The sequence below is a fragment of the Streptomyces sp. NPDC006463 genome (assembly GCF_042870715.1).
GTDB lineage: Bacteria > Actinomycetota > Actinomycetes > Streptomycetales > Streptomycetaceae > Streptomyces.
The window spans coordinates 1-19,223 of the sequence record NZ_JBIAHP010000037.1 but is presented as its reverse complement, the minus strand read 5'-3'; the positions used below and the strand labels follow the sequence as shown (position 1 = coordinate 19,223).

The following is a 19,223-nucleotide window of genomic DNA, read 5'->3' as shown; positions in this document are numbered from 1 at the left end:
GGCACCCACGACATCCTCACCGGCCCCTGGCCCCGAACCTGACCTTCGAGCAGTTCAGCTGTCCGGGGTCAGCTTCCGGTTGGTTCCGGAGCGGCCGATGTCCAGGTCGAGGAGCGCGGTCAGGGTCGTGCCGCTGTTCCAGAAGCCGAGAAGGTCGACGTCGACGAGGACCAGGTCGTGGCGGGCGGCGAAGGCGCGGGCCTGCTTGGTGAACTTGCAGGAGGCAACGAAGAGCGGGACGTCCGCTCCATGTTCGCTGCGGGCGGTGCCGTTGAACTTCTGCAGGTCCGGGCTACCGACGGTGCGGTGCTTGGCGTAGCGCTTGCACTGCACCACGATCTTCCGGCCGTCAGGCAGCCGGCCCATCACGTCGGCACCCAGATCATTGGTGGCGCCTACTCGGCGGACCTCGGTGCAGCCGTCCCGGCGGCACAGGTCCGCGACGTACTCCTCGAACTCGAGAGGCCCCATCGACCAGACCGCCTCCATGGACCGCACGGCCTGGACCCGCGCCTGCTCCGCCAGCCGGACCCTCTCAGCCTCGGTCTCACGACGACCAGCATGCACCAGGATCCCGACCAAGCCCCCCGCGCCCAAGACGGCTAACACCACCAGCACCACTATGCCCGTTCCCATGCTCTGACCCTCCCCCTCCATCGCTGTCAGCCAGCTACAGCTCCCCATGCGCGCCTCGGTCTATCCCCGAGGCGGAGGCGTGTGGGCGGTCAGGCTGACGGGACGGCTATCTCGTACTGGCGGAACAGGCCGGTGAGGAAGTGCCGAAGCAGCGGCCGGGCCTGCTCCATGTGCTCAAGCTCGTCGTGGCCGAACCGGAAGACCTCGTACCCCGCGAGCTTGAGGTCTCGGTCGCCGGCCACCATCTCCGCGTACTTCGTGCTGTCGGGCCGCTGCCCGCCATGACTGGTGAAGTGCTGGGACCCGTCGACCTCGAGAACGATGCGCGGGCCGTGGGGTAGCAGGAGCAGAAAATCCATCCGGAAGCGCAGCAGCGCCTCGGGGCCGCGCTCGCGGACGGTCTTGTGGTCCCAGTGGAGCCACACCTCGGGCAAGAGGGCGGGAAGGTCGTAGACGGCACGTCCGAGGATCTCGTGGTAGAGCGTGAAGAGGTTGTGCTGCCCGGGAGAGTTGTCGGGCAGGCTGCGGCGGAGCCGCGCGTAGAGGGACTTCTTGGCCTCGGCTTCGCTGGGGATGTGGCGGGTGTCCTGCCACCAGCTCTGGAGGTCGCGCCAGCGGATGCCGTCGCCTGTGATGGTTCGGTCGTAGACCAGGGCGCTGTCGGCTTTGCCAACGATCTCGATGTCGTTGTCGATGGCGGATCGGAAGCGGATGTCCGGCTTGGTGAGCGTGGCGAAGATGACGTTCTTCGGCCGCCGGTTGTCGGCGAGCCGGGTCGAGACCATGGCGAAGAGCGGGTAGCCCCCATCAGTCCCGGTCTCCCTCAGCTCGACCGCCGCACCTCGCACATGGGCGTTGATCGTGTCCACCAAGCGCCGCTGCACGAGCTCGTCAGGGATGTTGTCGGCGGAGACGGCTCCTTCAAGGAACCGGGCGAACCTGGCGTCGCTAGCCTCGAACGCGCCCACGTTTTCGAAGAGGTCCTCGGTCGACCAGTCCCCCGGGTTCCGGAAGACGTGCTGCTCGATGCGCGCCCTCAGGCTCGTCGTACTGGGAGATGACAGCCAGCCGTCGAGTGGATCGTCGAGCACCCAGAAGCGGTCCAGGAGCGCCATGAACCGGGCGGTGTGGTGGGCAAGGTCCGCCAGATCGAGAGCTCGGGCCAGTTCACGTCGGACCCTCTTGGGCACTTCAGGGGGCAGGTCCTCTGCCCACAGCAAGTCCTGGATCCCGTTCCGGGTCGCGGCATCCATTCGCCGCTGGGCCAGGACGCGCTTCGCGATGTGGGGAAGGTCCCTGTCCAGAACCTCGGCGAAGCTGCGCCGGACTCGCTCGCGCTTCGATCCCTCCTCCGTCGGAACCGGAAGACCAAGCTGCGCGCACGCCTCCCCGAGCCTGGGGTGTGTGTGCTCATCACTGAGGGGCGCGATGACGTCACCGACCAGCTGGCGAAGTGCTGCGCGGTCCTTGCTGTCGGCCATCTGCCGATGATCGCAGAGTGACCGCATCACAGTCAGTGGTCTCGCCTTATGCCTGGATACACCTCTCTCGCTCCAGCAAGGAGGCGCGCACCCGCGGTTCCACGCTAGCTGGAGGCGCATCAATGCCGGATGGCGAACGGCCTCCTGGGGCGCGGGCCAGCAGCGTCGTGGGTGGCAGTTTTACGGCCGTAAAACACGGAGTGGCTCCATCCCGCAGTCAGCGAGACGGAGCCACTAGAAGGCGCCGCTACTCCTGTCTAGGCGCCGTGAACGGCCAGGAGGCATTCGAGGAGCACCGTGCGCTGCCCATCCGCCGGTTTTGCGGCGGGTTACCCGTCCTTGAGGAGTCCGTTGGAGACCTGCTGCAGGATGGCTGCGAGTTGGATGCGGGCCTCTGAGGTAAGGGTGCCCCTCATGTCCTCGATGACGGCCTCAACTCCGGTACTGACCTGGAAATACCGAAGGATGAAGTCGCTCCGTTGGGGTGCGGTGAGCTTCCAGTAGACGGCATCCATGACCGCAGCCCCGTCATGCCATGGAAGAGAAGCCCCGTTGCCGACAGCATCCTTCACTTCCGTGTCGGCTCCTTGGCCCGCTGGCCGAGGCTCCGGTACGCGGGTCGGGTGGGGCAGTGCTTCACTGGACGGCCTTGGTGTGCCGGCTTCATTGCCAGTGGCCACAGTCTTTGGGGTGTGCTTCAAAACCGGGTTTTGAACCGCGCCGTCACCAGGCGGTGTCGACTTCGCCCGGGGCTGCTTGGGCTGGGCCGCCTTCAGGAGCTCCTCAGCGGCCCTCGCCTTCTGCTCCTCTGGGTCCTTGATCCTCGCGATCTGCTCTGCCGTCTTCACCTTGAGCTGCTTGGTGTCAACGGCTTCCCTGAGTTCCGGTGCCAGGTTGAGCAGGGCCAGCCGGTTCGAGACGTACATCTGCGACTTGCCGATGCGGTCGGCGACCTTCTCCTGGGACCCATGACGCTCGACCATCCGCTGGAGGAATTCAGCTTCTCTGTATGGCGGGATGTTCTTGCGGTGGATGTTCTCAATGATGACGGCTTCGTCGACCTTGTCGTCGTCCTCGTTGCCCAGCCGATCACGGACCCTGATTTCGAACTTGGTCCAGCCGAGTTGCTTCGCTGCGTGGAAGCGCCGGTTGCCGAGAATCACGACCCACTGGGCGTCTCCGATGGCGTCGGCGTGCTCGGGCTTGACTCGGCGGAAGATCTCGCTCGACATCGCGGCGGCCGGCTGCAGCTGGCCGACCGCTCGCATGGACTCCTTGAGTTCGCGGAACTCGGCGTCGTCGTCGGTGTAGTCGATGGCAGCGCGCGGATTGTCCGGGTTGCTGATGATCGTGTTCATGTACGCCGTGGTCGGCGGAGCCGCCGGCTTGGAGGGTTCAGTATCGCTGGTGCTGCCAGCCTTGCCGGGACCGTCGATCAGGGCCGCCCACTGCTTCTTCGCGGCCATCACCGACGCTCCTTCTTGCCTGCTCCCAGCTCGAGGGCGAGCTGGTAGAAGTCTTCGCGGGCCTCCATGGCGACCCGGTTCTTCTTGTACTGAGTGACGACGGTTCCTTCGAGGGCTGCCCGGGTGTGAACCTTGTAGTGCCGGACGACAGTGTTGGCCAGGTTCCATCCCTGGGCTCGGACGAAGTCCTTCGTCTGGTCGAGGTCAGCCTCGCCGTCGCGTGGGTCCCAGTTGTTGATGACAACGAGGTAGGGGATGCCGAGGGGCTTGACCACTTCCTCGATGGTGTCGCGTGTTGGCATGAAGCCCAGCGGTTCCGGCTCAACGGGGACGATGATGTCGTCGGCGTTTGCGAGCACAGCGCGCATCGCGTCGGCCGCGGTGCTCTTGCCGAACGGGTCGCCGGCTTCTTCCTTCTCGTCCTCGGGGAGGTCCATCCACCCGGGTGTGTCGATGAAGGCGTGCTTCACCCTTCGCGACTTCTTAAGCTGGGAGAACAACTCAAGGTCGTCTCGCGAGTTGATCTGCTCAAAGGAGAAGGGAAGGTCCTCACCGACGCGCTGAGACCACCACGTGGTGGATCCCTGAGGGTCGGCCGAGACTGCAGCGACGTAGTGCGGGTCGCCGTCGGGTGATTTGCCCAGGACGTGGGCGGTGATAGCCGCTGTGTTCACGGTGAGAGTCGACTTGCCGACTCCACCCTTGCGGTTGATAAGCGCGGTGATCCGTGCCATGGGTGGTACTCCTGATGCTCCGTATGCTTCCCGACCCGGTTGGGCCGGTACTAGCGGACCGGGACAGGATGCCACGTCGGCCTCGCTTGGAGGTGCTGCGGCGTGTCGGTTCAAAACCGGGTTTTGGGATCGATACGTCATCAGCTCACCGACCCTCGTCAACCGAAGGCGTGGTTCAAAACCCGGTTTTGAAGGGGGGACCCGACCCGCTCAGCTCGGAGACATCTGCCGGGACGCAAAAAAGCGGCTCCCGTCGTCCGGACCGAGGTTCGGACGACGGGAGCCGCTTCGGGGGTGGGGAGCTGTGAGGTCAGTGCGCCCAGGTCGCGGGGACGGACCCGTGGTCGGGGCTGGGTATGGCGGCGGCTGTCGCTTGGGAGGCCGGGTGTCGCAGGACGGTGATCGGGATGGCGCCGATCTCGGTGTCGGGCGACCAGACCATGCGCCAGGTGTCGTCCCACTCGCATCCGCAGCCGTGGTCCGGGTGCGGGTGCCGTAAGAAGACGCCGTAGGTGTGGACCGCGCGCGGGATGAGGGGGATGAGTACGGAGGGGTCGTCGCCCGGGTAGAGGTGCAGGTTCCGCCAGCCGTGGATCCGGGCCATGTACGCGGCGGCTGCCTCGATGACGTCGGTCCACCGCTGGTGTCCGAGCACGAGGAACGCTACGGGGTAGAGGTGGTCGTCGGTGGGGTTGTCGATCCCGGTGACGTGGAGGCCGCGGTGGGCGATGAACCCGCTGTCGGCAGCGTCGTCGGCGCAGGGGGTCCAGATCTGTTCGACGGGATGCAGGGTGCCGTCGTCGCCCTCGCTGGTCGCGATCTCGTACAGGTCGGTGGTGGTCACTTGCTCACCCCTGCGACGGCTGCGGCGAGGAGCACGGTGACGTCGGCGCCGTGCGGGTCGGTGTAGCTGTTGTGGTCGCTGGCGTCGAACGCGGCGTTCTTCGCGGTGACAGTGAAGCCGGGGATGACGGTGGCGGCGCGGCCTGCCAGTTCGGTGTTGAGGCGGTCGGCGTCGCGGGAGGCGAGCCAGGTCTGGGTGTAGGGCCCGAGGCGCAGCAGCGTGTAGCCGGGCCCGACGTGGCGGCGGGCTTCGACGTGAACGCCGTAGTGGGCGGGCATCATGCCGACGTCGTCTGGGAGCGGCAGGTTCGCGGCGGCGTGGGTGAGCATCGCGTAGGCCGGCTGCCAGGCTCCGAGGATCGCGGTCGTCTCGCAGCGCAGCCAGCCGCGGTCGGTGTAGCCGAGCTGACGGCCGTGGAGGTAGCCCGCGGCGTGACCGGTGTCGGGGTGGACCAGGGCGACGGCGAGCGTCTCGGTGCCGTGGTCGTCGCCGGGTCGGGTGTGCGCGCGCTCGATGAACGGGCCCACCCGTACGGCTACGTCCTGGCCGTGGCCGGGGGTCCAGGGCTGCGGGGTGCGTACGGCGGTGAGCATCGCGCGGAACCGGTCGACGGCGGCCTGGTCTTCGGGAGTGAGGGCGCCGGGGGCGTGGCCGCAGCGGCGGAAGCGTCGGATCATCGGGCGGTCTCCTGCTCGGGGGTGGCGGTACGGGGGCTGGCGGGCGTCTTGAGGACGCGCGGCAGGTGGACGTGCAGGTGCTCGACTACGACCTCGCGGCCGCGGTCGCGGAGTGCTTGGGCCAGGAGTTCCGTAAGGCCGCTGGCCCTGTGCCTGCCTCCTGCACAGCCGATGGCGATGTGGCTGGGGCCGGCGGGGAGGTCGGCGTAGTCGGCGAGATTGGCGAGCAGCTCGCGGGCGCCGGGGGTGTTCAGGACGACTTCCTGGACGCGGGGGTGGAAGCCGTCGAGGTCGAGGATGTCGCGGGCGGCGGCCGGGTCGCGGAGCCGGTCGCGGACGTCTTCGATCCGGTCGGCGGCGGGCGGGACGGGGAAGCCGTCCGGGCCGGTGGGCAGATGCAGGTAGCCGAACGAGGTCAGACGGATCGGTCGCAAGGGAGTCTCCTACTCAGTGGTGGAAAAGGTTGGGACGTGCGGGGCTCCGCGCCCGGCCGGGAAGGGCGGGACGCGGAGCTCCGGGGTGGGGCTACTGGGTGGTGGTCTCGGTGACCACGAGGAACTGGTCGGTGGGCAGGTCCATCACGACCTGCGCCTGTGTGCCCTGGGCGCGTTGGGCGGCGGCGTACTCCTCGGCCGGCCAGGAACCATGGGGGCCTCCGGCGGGGAACCGCTCCAGGACGGTGCGGGCCTGCGCGGTGGTGGTGGCCATCAGGCGTCGCCGCCGTTCACGCGCTCGTGGATGTCGATGAGTGTGGTGATGGCGTCGGGGTTGTCCGCCAGGCCGACCCATGTCCCGTGTGCGGTGAAGACGGGGACCTGGTCGCGGTCGGCATCGAAGATGACGACGTAGTCGCCGTACCGGTCGAGGACCATGTCCCGCAGGACCGGGAGGAGCGCGGTGCCCAGGACCTCGAGGGCGTCGATGGTGAGCCGGGCGGGCTCGCCGGGCGCGGACGGCTGGACCAGGGTGCCGGTCGCGCGCAGGAGGTCGCCGGGCTGTATGCCGTTCAGCAGCTCGTGGGTGATGCCGGGGTTGCTGCTGGTGCAGGTGACGACCGTGTCGGGGGCGTCCTTGTCGGCAGTGTCGAAGTCGGCGGGTCGGACCACCAGGTCGAAGGTGGCGGTGCCGTGCGGGCCGGGGGCGGGTATCGCGTCGACCCATCCGTCGACGGCGCAGTGCTTGGTGTCCATCAGCTGGCCTCCGCCAGGGTCTCGGTGGGGCGAGGGGAGCGGGGTCGGGGGGTGTACTGCGCGAGCACCAGTAGCTCGCGGTTGCGCTTCTTCTCCGCGTCGGTGAGGGGCCGGGCCTGCACGGCGCCGTGGCGGTGCCAGAGCGGGGAGGCAGGCGGCTCGGGGTAGGCGAGAGCGTGGTCGACGTGACGGTCGGTGCTGCTCATGGGGGGCCTCCGGTGGGAGGGGTCAGGCGTGGGTGGCGCGCTGGTTGCTCTTGGGCTGGGTGTCGGAGGCGAAGCGGCCGAGGCGTGCCTCAGCCGGGTTCGCGGCGATCCAGTTCTCTGCGCACGCCTTGTGCACGGGCTCCCCGGCGTGGGAGCGCATCGGCGTGGGCTTGTCGCACAGCACGCAGGGGCGGTCCTGCCAGCGGTCGAAGTGCTGGCTGTCGCGCCATTCGAGGAGCGCGCCGGGGGCCGGGATCAGGCCCGGCTCGAACGGCGGCTTCTTGCCTCGGGTACGGGTCACGGCCGGAAGTCGGGCAGCTGCTGGAATACGCGCTCCAGCAGGTCTGGCGTCGGCTTCCACGGCACGACCTGCCCGCGTGCGGGGACGGGCACGGGCAGCTCCTGGACGTCGTCGAGCACCAGGTGCCAGACGCCGGGGAGGGCCCACTGCGAGCAGAGCGGCGCTCCCTCGGGGTCCTGGTGACAGTCGGTGATCCGGGCGATGCCGACGACCGCGCCGGTGACCAGCTCACGGTCGCGGATCGTGCGGCCGATCAGCGGGACGCGCAGGGCGGGCCGGTCGACGGTCTTGCTCGTGTGCAGCAGGACCCAGCCGGTCCGCCACCGGCCGGGCCGGTTCTCCACGGTCTTGGCACCGGCGAGGATGCAGGCCACGTACGGCTGCCGGATGCTGATGCCGCGGATCCAGTCGCCCTCGGGCAGGGTCGCGGCGCTCATGCGGCCCGCCCCCACACGCTGGTGCCCGGACGGCCGGCCCGGCGGCCGTTAATGGACGGCACCGTGACGTGCTGCCGCGCGGCGAGGATCGCCCGGCCGGTGTGCTTGCCGTCGTACAGGGCGGCGTCGGCGGCACGTTGCAGCAGGCTCAGGTCGCGGAAGCCGACCGCGTGCGGGGTGGCGGCGCCGACCGAGGCGCCGACGTCGACGGTGCGGCCGTCGTCCAGGACGACCGGGGTGTGCAGCATCCGGACCAGCTGTGCGAGGCGCTGCTCCAGGCTCCCGGCGGACAGCTCCAGGACGACGGCGAACTCATCGCCTCCGAGCCGGCCGACGGATGCCCGCGGGCCAGCCCAGGCGGTGAGCCGGGCGGCGGTCGCAGCCAGGACGGCGTCCCCGGCCGCGTGGCCCATCGTGTCGTTCACGTCCTTGAAGTGGTCCTGGTCGACCAGGACCACGGCCACGTCGTCGTGCCGGGTAAGGAGTCGGCGGGCGCGGGCGGTGTAGGAGTCGCGGCGCAGCAGGCCGGTCAGCGGGTCACGGCGGGTGGCGGCGAGCCGCTTGTGGAGTGCGACGGCGTGGACCGCCCAGCCGGTCAACGGCACTGCGGCGGTGGTCAGTAAGAGTGCGCGCTGCCCGAACCGGGCCTGTGTGCGCAGGACGGAGTCCATACTGGATCTCCCTCTCTCGTCTCGTACGGGGTGGGTAGGCCCGGGGCAGGCGACTGGTTTGGACGCCGATGTGCGCCTGTCCCGGGGCAGAGCTACAGCGCGAAGTCGCTGCGGACGGTCCAGCTGACGGGGTTGTGCCAGGGGCCGGCCTTCGCGGCGGGCCACTCCAGCTGCCAGCCGGGCCGAAGCCCACGCGCTCCCCAGCTGTCCGGCTGCTTGCCGGGGATCTCGAGTCCGGCCGTGTGCGCGGCGAGGGCGGCGTCGTACACCTCGTGCGCGCGGCGCAGGGCCGTGGCGGGGGAGTCGGCGACGCCGGTGAAGACGTGCACACCGTGCCGGTCGGGGTGGCGGGTGTCGTGTATCGGGACGTCCACCTCGTAGATCCGCAGGCGCATGACGTCCATCTCCTCTCTGTTCTCGGTGGTGAGGGACCACCGCGACCGCCCCGGCCCCCGCCGGATAAGCGGGCGTCGGGGCGGCACGGAGGACCGTCACGCGCCGCAGGGCCGGTTCGTCACGGCCGGGACCCGCGGACGTAGTCGATGGCGCTGGCCACATGGGTGTTGGCCATGAGGCTGCCGCCGTCGTCGATCCGGTCCCGGAGCTCGTCCAGCCGCATCCATGCCGTCGCGAGCTGCTGCACCAGCCACGCCTCATCGGTGGCGGTGTCGTTGCCGAGTCGGGCTGCGATCGCAGCGAGGCGGTCGGCGTCCTGGTAGCCGGCCTCCAGGAAGGCGTCGGCCCGGCGGACCTCGTCCTGCGTGAACGCCTCTTCGAGGCGCTGGGCGGCGTCTGTCTCCGGGTCGTCGGCGTACTTGGCGTAGCCGCGCAGGTGGACCGCGAGGCGGGCCAGTTCCCAGTCGGTCCGGCCGGGGTTGCTGCTCTCCTGGAGGAAGGTCATCGCGCGCTCCCGGCGGTCTCGCGAAGCGCTTCGTCAGCGTGGTCGCTGTGCTCCTGGTCCGCGTCCTTGAGGCCGCCGTGGACGGAGCAGACGATGTCCTCGCTGTCGTCCAGCTCGCCGGCCAGGGCGCGGGCGAGGCAGGTGACGCTGTACGCGGGCGCCCAGGCGTAGCCGGTGCATTCGTCGTCGTGGGGGCAGGGCAGCGCGACGTCGAAGCCGTAGTCGCCCTGCCCGTCGACGTTCGGCCGGAACGCGAGAGTGAGGTACTGCTGGCCGAGGCGGATCTCCGCGACGCGGTCACCGCCGGCGGCCATTGAGCCGGGCTTCCACCGCCACAGCGGGAGAACCTCGGCGCCGAACACCCGGCGGACGAGCAGCATCTCGCCCAGGCCGTCGCCGCCGTCCAGCCCGAGGTCGGCCTGCCGGGCATCGCCCAGCCGCTGGAGGAACGGAAGCAGCTGGCACAAGCTCTCGGAGAAGAAGACCTCGTTGAAGCCCTCGGCCAGCAGCTTCGGGTGAGAGCGGACCATCGCCGTGTGCTGCGCGCGGACAGTGTCGTCAGGCACGGTCCGGTTGGCCGGCCGCGGGCCCTGCCGCTCCACGCACACGGAGACCGGGGTGGAGACCATGACCGCGATGGCAGGCATGTTGTGCCGCTTGGCCGCGGCGACCAGCGGCGCCCTGGACGCGGGGGTGACGTTCGTGGCGTCCACGACGGTGAACCGGCGGCGGCGCATCCGGGCCTCCAGGAGCAGGTGCAGGGCGGCGACGGCGTCGCCGGTCGCGTCCTGGTCGCCCGCGTCGTCGCTGACCGTCTCGCGCAGCGCGTCGAGAGAGAGGACCTGAGAGGCGGGCCAGGTGGCCGCAAGCGTCGACTTGCCTGCACCGCTGGCCCCGATCAGGACAACCAGGCAGCTGTCCGGCAGGTACGGGAAGGTCTGGGACGTCATGCGAGGAGCTCCTTGGATCTCGGGTGCGGACGGGTTGAGGCGAGTGCGGGACAGGCGGGTCACCGGGTGGTCGCGTGGGTGGTGGCGATGAGCGCGGCGACGGTCTCGCAGCCGTGGTGGAAGGCACCGTCGAGGTGGAACGCGCCGTTGATGCCGTGCGAGGTGAGGCGGTAGAAGCCGCCCTTGCCGGTCTTGTCCGCGAGCTTCTCCAGCAGGCCCTTGCCCGGGACGCGGCGGTCCGCGGCGTAGTGCGTGCCGAACGAGACCGCGAGCGCGGCGGCGGCCGCGGCGGGGTGGACCCGGATCCCGAGCGCGCGGGCGCCGAGCCCGGCCACGATCGCCTGCGTGGCCACGTACGTGAGGCAGTGGTGGAGGCACGCGGCGCGGCCGCTGGCCGTGCCGTGGGTGCTCTCCTCCTTGGTGACGGGGTCCGTGAAAGTGACCGGGTGTTCGTCGGAGGCGCCCTTCACGCGGGCGCAGAAGTCGTTCTGGACCCAGAAGTCGCCGATGGCGCTTCCGGCGCGGGTCAGTCCGAGCAGGGCGGCGAAGACGGCGGGACGGTACGTCATGCTGGATCTCTCCTGATCTCGAAGGGTGAGGGAGCAGACGGCCGGCCTTTGCCGGTGCTGCGGCCGTCCGGTTGTGCGGGCCCCGTCCCGGCCTGCGTGGTCGGGACGGGGCTGGCTCACGCGGCCAGCCGGTGCGTGACCGGGGCCGTCATGCAGCTGCTCGGGTCCACGGGGGTGCCGTCGAAGCACTCCAGGCAGCAGCCGAGCTTCTTGGAGAGGCAGATGTAGAACCGGCGGCCGCACTGGCCGCAGGTCTGCCGGGCCGCCATCGCCTGGTCCAGGGCTCGCTCCTGGGCGAGCGTCGGGACGCGCTTGGGCTTGGCGAGGTCGACGCGGAGCAGGTAGCCGCGGGTGGGGTGGGTGCAGGACCACTGCGGCCGGGTGGCGCACAGCCGGCAGCGCAGGATCGCGACCGCGCCCTCGTTGCCACCGGGGCTGAGGCCCATGTCCCGTAACTGGCGCCGGGTGACCAGGCCATCGGGGACGGCCCCGCGGTCGTACTCGGGCATCAGCGCGTCGCTGCGCGGCACCCGGTTCACCTCGCAGCGGCGCTTCTTCCGCGGGCGGGGCATTACCTGCTCCAGGCGGTGGGCAGCCGGTCGGGACGGTGCGGGTAGCGGGGGCCGGGGCGCTGCGGGCGGGGCCGTCCGATCCGGCGGCGCGGGCGGGGGATGAGCACGGGCTGTTCCTCCAGTCGTCGGTGGGCGTCGGATCAGGCGGCGATGGCGGCGATCTGCGCGGCCTGGGTGCCGGTGAGGGTGAAGTCGGGTGCGGCGAGGAGCGCTTCGGCGACGGCGGTGATGCGGTTCCACTCGCGGTCGACGCGCTGCTGGGCGGTGGCCATGACGTGGTCCCAGGCCAGGCCGCCGTCGGGGGCCGGGCCGATCTCGCTGACCTGGACGCCCTCGGCGGCGAGGATGCTGAGCGCCATCTCCTTGTCGTGGTCGGCTGCGGTGAGGCGGGCCGTCTCTGGGGTGAGGCGGCCGGACTCGGTGAGCTGGTGGAGGTCGGCGGCCTGGCCGGAGGCTCCGCAGACCACGGCGACGTCGAGGTAGGTGCCGAAGGACCGGGCCCAGGTGGTGACGCCGGTCCAGCCGGTGACGCCGTCGCGGGTGATGGTGTGGATCCGGACGCGCTCGCAGGTGAAGCCGACGAGCTGGCCGAGCACGACGTGGCCGGCCTCGTGGTAGGCGAGGCCGCGCTGGATCAGCGGGAGCGGGGTGAACTGGTAGCGCACGTGCCGGTGGGGCGTGTGCTTGTCGAGCTCGTACATCGCGTCCTTCTCCGGATCCGGTCGGCGGTGGTCAGCGCTGCGCCCCGCCGACGTCGTGCTGGTGTCGGCGGGGCGCAGCGGGCGGCCGGGCGGCCTGTCCGGTCCTCGCCGCCCGCGGGGCGGGTGGGCGAGGGCCAGGCAGGGCGTCGGGTCAGCGGGCGGTGCGGGTGCGGAGCAGGCGGGCGGCCCAGGCCCGCAGCCGGTCGAGGCGGGTGGGGTGGGTGTGCCGCCAGGCGGTGGGGAACACCGCGTCCGCGGTCGCGAAGCTGCGGGTCGCGCCGCAGGTGCAGGTCCAGGCGTACGGCTCGGGGCGGGTGTCGTCGTGGGTGGCGGTGACCTCGGCCGGGGCGCCGTCGTGGCGCCCGTGGAAGGTGCCAGCCCAGAGCTCGTTCTCGTCCAGCTTCATGGCGTGCCTTTCGGGTTCGGTGGCGGTCGTGGGTCAGCGCTTCTGGAGGGGGTGCACGTTGTCCGGGGTGTCGTCGGCCTCCGGAGCGGCCGGGGCCGGGAGGTGGATGTGCGGCTCGATCTGGTGGCCGTCGTTGTGGATGTGGGTGAAGAACGCCGGGCGCAGGGTCAGGCCGCGCAGTGCGAGGGCGGAGGCGGCGGTCCAGGCGAGGACGGCGAGGCCGGTGGCGATGGTGCGGCCGTCGGCGGGTGCTGCGCTGTGGACCATGGCGATGCTGGCCGCGCCCCAGGCGGTCCAGGTGATGCGGGCGCCGCTGCTGCGTGTGAGCCCTCCGATCAGGCCGAAGAGGCCGACCAGCTGCCAGACGGTGTAGACGGTGGCGCCGGTGATCGGCAGGGAGGCGGAGTGCGCGGCAATGTACGTGCGGATCGGCTGGTCGATCACGGCGAAGACGCCGGTGGAGGTGTCGGTGCCGACCTGGACGCGGGGCGCGGCCGTCAGCAGGCTGTGCAGCATGGCGGTCAGGGCGTCGGTCGCGCCGTCCAGCAGCAGGATGACGAAGGAGATCCCGGCGAGTCCGAGGACCGCCTTCAGCCAGTTGGCCATGCCGTGCCAGCCGAGCGCCGGGGCCTGGCGCAGGTCCTCCCAGCGGTCGTGCAGGACGCCGCCGTCGTTCCAGGCGTCGGCCCACCAGACGCACAGGGCCTGCGTGCGCGGCTGCTTGTCGTCGAGTTCCTCGAGAAGCAGGGGCGCGGCCGCGGGGAGGCCGTGGCCGGCGGCCGGGTGCTCCTGGCGCGGGCCGGGGACGTTCAGGGTGCGGTCGTTGTGGTCAGCCATGGTCGGCTTCTCCTTCAAGAGCGGTGACGGCGCGTACGGATGGGCATGGCTCTGTTGCCGGGGCCTGGTGGTGGGCCAGGCTGGGCGAAGGCCAGGGAGCAGCGAGGGGGCGCGATGGCAGTCGAGTTCGATTCGGTGATCGCCGACGGGGTGATCTATCCGGCGTTCACGGACGACGACGGCGTGCTGTGGATCGACGACGAGGAGGACTACGAGGTCGTCGTCGACCACGCGATCGTCGACGGGGTGATCTACGAGGCGGAGGTAGATGAGTACGGCCGCCTGCTGATCTACCTGGACGACTGAGCGCGCGGGCTGCTCCGGCGGCCTGCCCCGTACTCGACCCTCGGCCCGGACGGGGGCGGGGTTCGAGTACGACGCAGGGCGCCGGGTCAGTGGTGGATGTCGTTGCGGGTGCGGGCGAAGAACATGCCGCGCGTGGTGCTCTGGCTGTTGATCTCGGTCCGCATGGTGACCGGACCCTCGAAGACGTTCTTCGTGACAGCGGAGCGGGCGCGGTTGATCGCGCCTCCGATCGCGGTGGCGGCCATGGCCAGGCCCGCGAACGGCAGGGTGACCATCAGGACTCCGGCGAGGCTGACGGAGGCGAGGCCCTGCAGAACGAGCCAGGCGCCGCAGCCGATGCCGGTGACCCCGGCGCCGACGCCGATGCTCGCGACCGCGATCCCGGCCGCCCAGGCCGGGACGATCCGCTGGTCGGGCTGCGGAACGGGCGGGGTGTCGCCGTAGGCGGGCACGGGGGAGTGGTCGCGGTACGACGTGGGGAAGTGGCCCGGCTGGTCGGTCCGGAAGCTCGCGTCCATGATCCGCTTGGCTTCGGCGGCGGCCTCGGAGTCGGACATCGGGCGGCCGGCGGTGGGGTGGAAGTCCACGGTGTTCTCCGTTCGGGTACGAGCGCGCCCTCCCGGCCGGGGCGGCGGGGAGGGCGCGAAGGGTGGGGAGCGGGGCGGGCTACTGCCGGTGGGCGGCGGCCTCGAACTCGGCGAGCGTCGGGTACTGCAACCGCAGGGTGGCCCGCGGGCTGGTCTCCGGCTCGGGCTGCTCCTGGACGCCGTTCTTGCGTCCGGCGAGCAGCAGCTGGTTCAGCAGACGGCGGGCCTCGGGGTCGGTGGCGAGGACGGTGGCGGCTTCGTCGACGACGAACAGGGGGCGGTTCATGGCGGGCTCCGATCGGTTCGTGGGGCGGGTTATCCGAGGGTGCTGATCCATCCGGCGATGCCGCTGATCGCGTTGTTGATGGCGGGCGCGATGCCGGTGGAGGCGAGGGAGAAGCCGAAGAGGATGGCGGCGAGCGCGGGCCACAGGCGCAGGTTGCCGGTGCGGACCAGGATCACGACGATGATTCCGGCGAAGAAGACCAGGGAGATGGTCAACGCCACGGTGGGGAGCTCCTTCGGGAAGGCCGGCGGCCGGGCGGGCGCGGTGCCCGGCCCGGCTGGGCGGCGGAGGGTGTGGGTCAGTTCCTGATCGCGGTCAGGGTGTTGCGGACGCTGCCGAGCTTGACCTCGCGGCCGCCGTCGGCGTTGACGAGCTGAAGGATCTGGAGGGCGTCCAGCGGGTCGTCGTGTGCGTCCAGGACGGCCTGGATGCGGTCGCGCAGCGTGCGCGCGCGTGGCTTGCCCGTGGCGGCCGGGACGGGAGAGGGAGCCGCCTTGGCCCCGCCGCCGCCCTTCTTCTTGCCGCCGCCTTCGCCGTCTTCGTCTTCCTCGGGCTCGGGGAAGACGGCCCGGTACGCCTCCAAGCCGTCAAGGCGCTGGCAGTAGGCGTCCCCGATGAGGCCCCAGGCGTCCTCTTCGATCTCGGGCGGGGCGCCGGGCCCGTAGAGGTCGAGGACCTCCGGGTCCAGGCCCTCGGTGGGCTCGGACGAGCCGATGTTCCAGAACCGCATCTTGCTGGTGGGGTAGCGGCCGTTGACGTTGTACGCGGTGCCCTGGGTACCGGGCAGGTCGCTGTCGTCGTGCTCCTCGTCGAACTGGCTCACCAGGTCGACCTCGCCCGCATACTTCGGGATCGGCGCGAGGACCTGCCCGGCGGGCAGCAGGCCGTCGGTCACCAGCTGCTTCATCATGCTGGACGTCCAACGGAGCAACACGACCTCGCCCTCCTTCAGCATCGCGCGGAGGGTGTCGCTGCCGCCCATCTCCTCGAGGTGGCCGGCCTGCGCGAACAGGCCGATGCCGACGCCGAGGGACCGGCCGGTGCGGCCGATGTCCTTGATGTAGAACGTGGCCTCGTCGCGGTAGGGCGCACCCTTTTCGAGCAACCTGTTGGCCTCGTCGATGATCTGGTAGATCAGCGGGTCGGGCCGGTCACGCAGGAACTTGGAGCGGCCCAGGCGGGCGTAGCGCTCCTGGCGGTCCATCATGGTCAGCCACGTCGTGCGCAGCTGCGCCATGGTCCCTTCCTGCGTGGTGACCCGCCAGGCCACGTTTCCGTCCAGGCCGGGCCCGGCCTGCCCGAACGCCTCGGGCGCGGACTGGCCTCCCTTGAGGTCGGCGTACAGGACCGCGATCCCGGAGCGCTTCATCGCGGCGAGGATGATCTGCCCGGCGGTGGACTTGCCCGCGCCGGTGGTGCCGAACAGCAGCAGGCGCTGCGCGGACCCGGACGCCGGGTCGTACAGGCGCAGCAGGGAGGGCCGGCCGTTGTGGTAGCGGCCGATCCAGATGCGGCCGCGGGCGTCCATGACCAGCATCTCGGGGTCGGCGAGGATGACGCGGGCGAGCGGGTCGTGCGGGTAGATGGTGACCAACGCCTTGGTGCCCGTGATGCTGGTCTCCACCGCGAGCCGGTTGACGTCCGCGATGTGTAGGGCTGCGGCGAGGCGCTGCGGGTGGTAGGTGATGATGTCGCCGGACTCGGCCGCTTCCACTGTCAGCTCGTAGATCCTGCTCATGCGGGGAGCTCCTTGGTCTCCTCGTCGGGGATGTCGACGGTGCGGATCGCGGTGATGACCGTGGAGGGCATGCCCTTGGGGGCGATGAGCTTCTCCCAGGCCGTGTAGATGTCCATGGTTTCCTCGGGGGCCTGCCCGACGGTCAGGCGCCGGACCCCGGCACCCTGGCGGGGTACGGGGGTGATGGCGATCTCGTCCTCCGGCCAGTTGATGGCCGCGGACAGCTCCAGCAGGTCGATCTTCGGGACCGGCTTGCCGGGCAGAGTGGAGCGGATGACAGCAGTCATCGAGTGCTCACCGGTGCGTTCGATCTGCTCCAGCACGGTGTTCGCCGCGGCGCCGCCCTCGATGGCGACGTGCTGCGCCCAGTACGCGGCCATCGGGTGCTGCGGCCCGGCCGGGACGTCGTCCTGGACCAGGAGCTCGCGGGTCTGCTCGATCGCCTCGGGGGTCAGCGACTTCTCGCGGCCGACCAGGACGCGGGCCACCCGGGCCGGGCGCACGTACAGCACGGCGGCGGTCCAGCCGGCGTCGGCGAGGAGCTCCCAGTACCAGTCGATGCCGGGGATGATCCGCTGCGCGGTGAGCAGGACGGCCATCGAGACGGAGGGGACCATGTAGAGGCCCATGGCGGTGTTGCCCGTGGCGTCGCGGCGCAGGGTCAGGGACCAGGCGGCGCCCCATCCGGCGCAGCCGAGGGCGGCCAGGACGGAGGGGGCGTAGAGGTTGTGGGTGAAGGCGCCGGTGGCGAGCGCGCCGGTGCCGGCCACGGTGGCGACGCGGCCGACGGCGTTGCGGGCCAGGGCGAAGCGGCTGCGCAGGGGTCCGAGGCGGATCATCGGTGAGCTCTCCTTCGAGGGCATAGGGAAGGGGGGGGGCCCCCCCGGGGGTGGGCGCCCCGGGTGGGGGGGGGGGGGGGGGGCGCCGGGGGGGGGGGCCCCCCCCCCTTCGTGCTGGTGCGGAGCGGGTCAGCGGTTGCTGTAGAAGGCGCGGTCGGCCATCTCGATGCCGTCGGGCATGTTGTTGGCGGCGTCCGCGACCGAGCCGTAGTCGGCGATGTGCCCGTCGGCGGTCTCGTGGAAGAGCGTGGACATCTCCTCGCACTCCACGGCCATGGCTTCGGCTTCGTCCTTGCAGGACCGCATCACGGTCGCCGCTTCGCGGTGTTCGTTGACGGTGGACTGGTCGACGCTGAGGGCGGCGGCCTGGTCGGCGAGCCTGTCGACCGACTTCGCGCAGTCCTCCACGTACTTGAAGGTGGAGCGGACCTGGTTGGACAGGCCCGCCATGGTGGCGCTGGCGGCGGTGAGCTGCGCGACGACGATGCCGAAGCGGACGGCTCCGACGATGGCGGAGCCGGTCTTCTGGAGGGCGCCGCCGATGACGGGTACGAGGTCGGACACGGTGCTTCTCCTATTCGACGTGGTAGTCGCGCTCGGCGGGGGCAGCGTGTCCGGCGTCGCGGACGGCGTCGGCGAGCGGCTTGTGGCGGCGCTCCGCGTTCTCACCCGCGGAGGCGATGGCCTCGGAGGCGGCGGGCAGCTTCTCCGCCAGGGCCTCGGCCTTGGCCTTCACGCTGACGGCCTTCTCGGCGAGGATCAGGACCCAGCCCTCCAGGACGCCGGGCACCTTGAGGTCGACGATCTTCTCGTGCAGGGCCTCCAGCCGCGTCATCATCTTCTCGCAGCCGTCGGCGGCGGCGCGGGCCTCGTCGACGCCCGCCATGATCTCCTCGGCCATGTCGGCGTCGGATTCGATGACGTCGTAGATCGTCAGGTCGCTGTCCGCGTACTGGGTGTTCGGTGCCTTCGTCGGGACGGGCACGGTCACTACGGTTCCTCCTTTTCGTGCTGCGGGAATCGCTCCGGCCGGAACCCCGGCCCGGCGGCGGGCCTCGCGCTGGCGTGCCTCCCAGACCTGGCCGCCGGCCTGTTCGACGGTGATGGTCGTGCCCTCGGCGTAGCCCCAGCCCGGGGGCGGCCCGAACCCCCCGGCCGGTGCCGGGTCCGGGCCGGGAGTCGTCGCCGAGCTGGTGGAGCTGGACGAGTCCGACTCCGGCTTCCCGGAGCGGCGCGCACCCGCCCGCTCCCACCAGCCGCGCAGTGAACGGCGCCGGTCGCCCTTCCCCTTGGAGGCCGGGCCGGTCGGCGTCGGCCCGGTCGTGCCCGTGCTGCCGGTGGGACCAGCGGCCGGGCCCGGTCCGGGCTTCCGGGGCTTCTTGGTGAGGCGGACCTTCTTGCGCAGGTTCACCTTCGACGTCGGCGTCGTACCGGCGGGCGCGCCCGGCCCCGGCTTCCGGGGCTTCTTGGTGAGGCGGACCTTCTTGCGCAGGTTCACCTTCGACGTCGGCGTCGTACCGGCGGGCGCGCCCGGCCCCGGCTTCCGGGGCTTCTTGGTGAGGCGGACCTTCTTGCGCAGGTTCACCTTCGGGGCCGTACCGGCCGCGGTGGTGGTGGGCTTGGGCTTCTTCGTGAGGCTGACCTTCGGCTTCGCCGTGCCGCCCGGTGTGCTCGTGGTGGGCTTGGGCTTCTTGGTCAGGTCGACCTTCGGTGTGCCCGGCGTCGCCGTCCCGGCCGGGGCCGGCTTCTTCTTCCCCTTCTTCTTGCCCTTGGGGACCGTGGTCAGGACGGGTGTCAGGTGCTTGCGGCGCTTGTTCAGCCGCCGCTCCGATTCCGCCGCGATGGCTGCCGGGAGGGTGACCCGGCCCTTGCCCGTGCGCTTCGGGGG

General features: G+C 70.9%; 28 protein-coding genes and 1 pseudogene. 1 reads left to right on the top strand and 28 read right to left on the bottom strand.

Translation table 11 applies throughout. The features are described from left to right. Nucleotides 1-54 precede the first annotated feature (54 nt). From ACFYOB_RS38315 to ACFYOB_RS38215, 21 genes are all read right to left on the bottom strand, one after another. Nucleotides 55-636 carry a restriction endonuclease gene (locus ACFYOB_RS38315; protein ID WP_388568811.1) on the bottom strand — a complete coding sequence of 194 codons (582 nt, stop codon included), beginning with the start codon at nt 634-636 and terminating at the stop codon, nt 55-57. An 89-nt stretch (nt 637-725) separates the two neighbouring features. Next, the gene (locus ACFYOB_RS38310; RefSeq protein WP_388568808.1) at nt 726-2,117 is read right to left on the bottom strand and encodes a hypothetical protein; all 1,392 of its coding nucleotides are present in this window, start codon (nt 2,115-2,117) and stop codon (nt 726-728) included. A gap of 329 nt (nt 2,118-2,446) precedes the next feature. Beyond that, nucleotides 2,447-3,583, bottom strand: coding sequence for a ParB/RepB/Spo0J family partition protein (locus ACFYOB_RS38305; RefSeq protein ID WP_388568805.1), 1,137 nt, complete (start codon nt 3,581-3,583; stop codon nt 2,447-2,449). Beyond that, nucleotides 3,583-4,317, bottom strand: a complete 735-nt coding sequence (locus ACFYOB_RS38300; protein ID WP_328765372.1) for a ParA family protein — start codon at nt 4,315-4,317, stop codon at nt 3,583-3,585. The genes ACFYOB_RS38305 and ACFYOB_RS38300 overlap by 1 nt, the downstream gene beginning before the upstream one ends. Nucleotides 4,318-4,627: 310 nt before the next feature. After that, nucleotides 4,628-5,161, bottom strand: coding sequence for a hypothetical protein (locus ACFYOB_RS38295; protein ID WP_388568801.1), 534 nt, complete (start codon nt 5,159-5,161; stop codon nt 4,628-4,630). Then, complete coding sequence (locus ACFYOB_RS38290; RefSeq protein ID WP_388568798.1) at nt 5,158-5,838, bottom strand: hypothetical protein; 681 nt, start codon at nt 5,836-5,838, stop codon at nt 5,158-5,160. The genes ACFYOB_RS38295 and ACFYOB_RS38290 overlap by 4 nt, the downstream gene beginning before the upstream one ends. Further along, nucleotides 5,835-6,272 (bottom strand): hypothetical protein, encoded by a 438-nt coding sequence (locus tag ACFYOB_RS38285; RefSeq protein ID WP_388568795.1) that lies wholly within the window; start codon nt 6,270-6,272, stop codon nt 5,835-5,837. Before ACFYOB_RS38285 ends, ACFYOB_RS38290 begins: the two co-directional genes overlap by 4 nt. A gap of 91 nt (nt 6,273-6,363) precedes the next feature. Continuing rightward, nucleotides 6,364-6,546, bottom strand: coding sequence for a hypothetical protein (locus ACFYOB_RS38280; RefSeq protein ID WP_388568793.1), 183 nt, complete (start codon nt 6,544-6,546; stop codon nt 6,364-6,366). Further along, nucleotides 6,546-7,028: a hypothetical protein gene (locus ACFYOB_RS38275; RefSeq protein ID WP_388568790.1), complete on the bottom strand. Its 483-nt coding sequence runs from the start codon at nt 7,026-7,028 to the stop codon at nt 6,546-6,548. Before ACFYOB_RS38275 ends, ACFYOB_RS38280 begins: the two co-directional genes overlap by 1 nt. Beyond that, entirely contained in the window at nt 7,028-7,234 is a 207-nt protein-coding gene (locus ACFYOB_RS38270) for a hypothetical protein (RefSeq protein ID WP_331754927.1), read from the bottom strand. The genes ACFYOB_RS38275 and ACFYOB_RS38270 overlap by 1 nt, the downstream gene beginning before the upstream one ends. 22 nt (nt 7,235-7,256) lie before the next feature. Then, nucleotides 7,257-7,535 (bottom strand): hypothetical protein, encoded by a 279-nt coding sequence (locus tag ACFYOB_RS38265; protein WP_388568788.1) that lies wholly within the window; start codon nt 7,533-7,535, stop codon nt 7,257-7,259. Further along, on the bottom strand, nt 7,532-7,972 hold the full coding sequence (locus tag ACFYOB_RS38260) for a hypothetical protein (protein WP_388568786.1): 441 nt from the start codon (nt 7,970-7,972) through the stop codon (nt 7,532-7,534). Before ACFYOB_RS38260 ends, ACFYOB_RS38265 begins: the two co-directional genes overlap by 4 nt. Beyond that, the gene (locus ACFYOB_RS38255) at nt 7,969-8,643 is read right to left on the bottom strand and encodes a GGDEF domain-containing protein (RefSeq protein WP_388568784.1); all 675 of its coding nucleotides are present in this window, start codon (nt 8,641-8,643) and stop codon (nt 7,969-7,971) included. The genes ACFYOB_RS38260 and ACFYOB_RS38255 overlap by 4 nt, the downstream gene beginning before the upstream one ends. Nucleotides 8,644-8,735: 92 nt before the next feature. Beyond that, a complete protein-coding gene (locus tag ACFYOB_RS38250; RefSeq protein WP_388568880.1) occupies nt 8,736-9,038 on the bottom strand; it encodes a hypothetical protein in 303 nt (100 codons plus the stop codon). 119 nt (nt 9,039-9,157) lie between these two features. Then, entirely contained in the window at nt 9,158-9,544 is a 387-nt protein-coding gene (locus tag ACFYOB_RS38245) for a hypothetical protein (protein ID WP_388568782.1), read from the bottom strand. Further along, nucleotides 9,541-10,494 (bottom strand): AAA family ATPase, encoded by a 954-nt coding sequence (locus tag ACFYOB_RS38240; RefSeq protein ID WP_388568780.1) that lies wholly within the window; start codon nt 10,492-10,494, stop codon nt 9,541-9,543. Before ACFYOB_RS38240 ends, ACFYOB_RS38245 begins: the two co-directional genes overlap by 4 nt. 59 nt (nt 10,495-10,553) lie before the next feature. After that, complete coding sequence (locus ACFYOB_RS38235; RefSeq protein WP_388568778.1) at nt 10,554-11,063, bottom strand: hypothetical protein; 510 nt, start codon at nt 11,061-11,063, stop codon at nt 10,554-10,556. Nucleotides 11,064-11,179: 116 nt separating this feature from the next. Next, nucleotides 11,180-11,635, bottom strand: a complete 456-nt coding sequence (locus ACFYOB_RS38230; RefSeq protein ID WP_388568776.1) for an RRQRL motif-containing zinc-binding protein — start codon at nt 11,633-11,635, stop codon at nt 11,180-11,182. A gap of 140 nt (nt 11,636-11,775) precedes the next feature. After that, entirely contained in the window at nt 11,776-12,336 is a 561-nt protein-coding gene (locus tag ACFYOB_RS38225) for a hypothetical protein (RefSeq protein WP_388568774.1), read from the bottom strand. A 151-nt stretch (nt 12,337-12,487) separates the two neighbouring features. After that, on the bottom strand, nt 12,488-12,742 hold the full coding sequence (locus ACFYOB_RS38220; RefSeq protein ID WP_388568771.1) for a hypothetical protein: 255 nt from the start codon (nt 12,740-12,742) through the stop codon (nt 12,488-12,490). A gap of 33 nt (nt 12,743-12,775) precedes the next feature. After that, nucleotides 12,776-13,579 (bottom strand): hypothetical protein, encoded by an 804-nt coding sequence (locus tag ACFYOB_RS38215; protein WP_388568769.1) that lies wholly within the window; start codon nt 13,577-13,579, stop codon nt 12,776-12,778. A 114-nt stretch (nt 13,580-13,693) separates the two neighbouring features. Here ACFYOB_RS38215 and ACFYOB_RS38210 point away from each other — a divergent pair, with 114 nt between their 5' ends. Then, on the top strand, nt 13,694-13,885 hold the full coding sequence (locus ACFYOB_RS38210) for a hypothetical protein (protein ID WP_361755527.1): 192 nt from the start codon (nt 13,694-13,696) through the stop codon (nt 13,883-13,885). Between the two features lie 86 nt (nt 13,886-13,971). Here ACFYOB_RS38210 and ACFYOB_RS38205 read toward each other — a convergent pair whose 3' ends face one another. From ACFYOB_RS38205 to ACFYOB_RS38175, 7 genes and pseudogenes are all read right to left on the bottom strand, one after another. Then, nucleotides 13,972-14,442 carry a hypothetical protein gene (locus tag ACFYOB_RS38205; RefSeq protein ID WP_388568878.1) on the bottom strand — a complete coding sequence of 157 codons (471 nt, stop codon included), beginning with the start codon at nt 14,440-14,442 and terminating at the stop codon, nt 13,972-13,974. A gap of 109 nt (nt 14,443-14,551) precedes the next feature. Beyond that, on the bottom strand, nt 14,552-14,758 hold the full coding sequence (locus ACFYOB_RS38200; protein WP_388568767.1) for a hypothetical protein: 207 nt from the start codon (nt 14,756-14,758) through the stop codon (nt 14,552-14,554). A 29-nt stretch (nt 14,759-14,787) separates the two neighbouring features. Next, entirely contained in the window at nt 14,788-14,979 is a 192-nt protein-coding gene (locus ACFYOB_RS38195; protein WP_359236813.1) for a hypothetical protein, read from the bottom strand. A gap of 77 nt (nt 14,980-15,056) precedes the next feature. Then, nucleotides 15,057-16,496 (bottom strand): transfer protein, encoded by a 1,440-nt coding sequence (locus tag ACFYOB_RS38190; protein ID WP_388568765.1) that lies wholly within the window; start codon nt 16,494-16,496, stop codon nt 15,057-15,059. Beyond that, the gene (locus ACFYOB_RS38185) at nt 16,493-17,335 is read right to left on the bottom strand and encodes a hypothetical protein (RefSeq protein ID WP_388568763.1); all 843 of its coding nucleotides are present in this window, start codon (nt 17,333-17,335) and stop codon (nt 16,493-16,495) included. The genes ACFYOB_RS38190 and ACFYOB_RS38185 overlap by 4 nt, the downstream gene beginning before the upstream one ends. A 129-nt stretch (nt 17,336-17,464) precedes the next feature. Beyond that, nucleotides 17,465-17,899, bottom strand: coding sequence for a hypothetical protein (locus ACFYOB_RS38180; protein WP_388568761.1), 435 nt, complete (start codon nt 17,897-17,899; stop codon nt 17,465-17,467). A gap of 10 nt (nt 17,900-17,909) precedes the next feature. After that, nucleotides 17,910-19,223: pseudogene (locus tag ACFYOB_RS38175) on the bottom strand (hypothetical protein); the annotation flags it as partial.

What these genes read in the sequence shown, in the direction of transcription:
- ACFYOB_RS38315 (WP_388568811.1), bottom strand. Translation starts at nt 636, where the DNA reads ATGGGAACGGGCATAGTGGTGCTGGTGGTGTTAGCCGTCTTGGGCGCG.
- ACFYOB_RS38310 (WP_388568808.1), bottom strand. Translation starts at nt 2,117, where the DNA reads ATGGCCGACAGCAAGGACCGCGCAGCACTTCGCCAGCTGGTCGGTGAC.
- ACFYOB_RS38225 (WP_388568774.1), bottom strand. Translation starts at nt 12,336, where the DNA reads ATGTACGAGCTCGACAAGCACACGCCCCACCGGCACGTGCGCTACCAG.
- ACFYOB_RS38235 (WP_388568778.1), bottom strand. Translation starts at nt 11,063, where the DNA reads ATGACGTACCGTCCCGCCGTCTTCGCCGCCCTGCTCGGACTGACCCGC.
- ACFYOB_RS38210 (WP_361755527.1), top strand. Translation starts at nt 13,694, where the DNA reads ATGGCAGTCGAGTTCGATTCGGTGATCGCCGACGGGGTGATCTATCCG.
- ACFYOB_RS38290 (WP_388568798.1), bottom strand. Translation starts at nt 5,838, where the DNA reads ATGATCCGACGCTTCCGCCGCTGCGGCCACGCCCCCGGCGCCCTCACT.
- ACFYOB_RS38300 (WP_328765372.1), bottom strand. Translation starts at nt 4,317, where the DNA reads ATGGCACGGATCACCGCGCTTATCAACCGCAAGGGTGGAGTCGGCAAG.
- ACFYOB_RS38305 (WP_388568805.1), bottom strand. Translation starts at nt 3,583, where the DNA reads ATGGCCGCGAAGAAGCAGTGGGCGGCCCTGATCGACGGTCCCGGCAAG.
- ACFYOB_RS38205 (WP_388568878.1), bottom strand. Translation starts at nt 14,442, where the DNA reads ATGTCCGACTCCGAGGCCGCCGCCGAAGCCAAGCGGATCATGGACGCG.
- ACFYOB_RS38190 (WP_388568765.1), bottom strand. Translation starts at nt 16,496, where the DNA reads ATGAGCAGGATCTACGAGCTGACAGTGGAAGCGGCCGAGTCCGGCGAC.
- ACFYOB_RS38270 (WP_331754927.1), bottom strand. Translation starts at nt 7,234, where the DNA reads ATGAGCAGCACCGACCGTCACGTCGACCACGCTCTCGCCTACCCCGAG.
- ACFYOB_RS38250 (WP_388568880.1), bottom strand. Translation starts at nt 9,038, where the DNA reads ATGCGCCTGCGGATCTACGAGGTGGACGTCCCGATACACGACACCCGC.
- ACFYOB_RS38280 (WP_388568793.1), bottom strand. Translation starts at nt 6,546, where the DNA reads ATGGCCACCACCACCGCGCAGGCCCGCACCGTCCTGGAGCGGTTCCCC.
- ACFYOB_RS38260 (WP_388568786.1), bottom strand. Translation starts at nt 7,972, where the DNA reads ATGAGCGCCGCGACCCTGCCCGAGGGCGACTGGATCCGCGGCATCAGC.
- ACFYOB_RS38240 (WP_388568780.1), bottom strand. Translation starts at nt 10,494, where the DNA reads ATGACGTCCCAGACCTTCCCGTACCTGCCGGACAGCTGCCTGGTTGTC.
- ACFYOB_RS38215 (WP_388568769.1), bottom strand. Translation starts at nt 13,579, where the DNA reads ATGGCTGACCACAACGACCGCACCCTGAACGTCCCCGGCCCGCGCCAG.
- ACFYOB_RS38275 (WP_388568790.1), bottom strand. Translation starts at nt 7,028, where the DNA reads ATGGACACCAAGCACTGCGCCGTCGACGGATGGGTCGACGCGATACCC.
- ACFYOB_RS38200 (WP_388568767.1), bottom strand. Translation starts at nt 14,758, where the DNA reads ATGAACCGCCCCCTGTTCGTCGTCGACGAAGCCGCCACCGTCCTCGCC.
- ACFYOB_RS38185 (WP_388568763.1), bottom strand. Translation starts at nt 17,335, where the DNA reads ATGATCCGCCTCGGACCCCTGCGCAGCCGCTTCGCCCTGGCCCGCAAC.
- ACFYOB_RS38230 (WP_388568776.1), bottom strand. Translation starts at nt 11,635, where the DNA reads ATGCCCCGCCCGCGGAAGAAGCGCCGCTGCGAGGTGAACCGGGTGCCG.
- ACFYOB_RS38245 (WP_388568782.1), bottom strand. Translation starts at nt 9,544, where the DNA reads ATGACCTTCCTCCAGGAGAGCAGCAACCCCGGCCGGACCGACTGGGAA.
- ACFYOB_RS38255 (WP_388568784.1), bottom strand. Translation starts at nt 8,643, where the DNA reads ATGGACTCCGTCCTGCGCACACAGGCCCGGTTCGGGCAGCGCGCACTC.
- ACFYOB_RS38220 (WP_388568771.1), bottom strand. Translation starts at nt 12,742, where the DNA reads ATGAAGCTGGACGAGAACGAGCTCTGGGCTGGCACCTTCCACGGGCGC.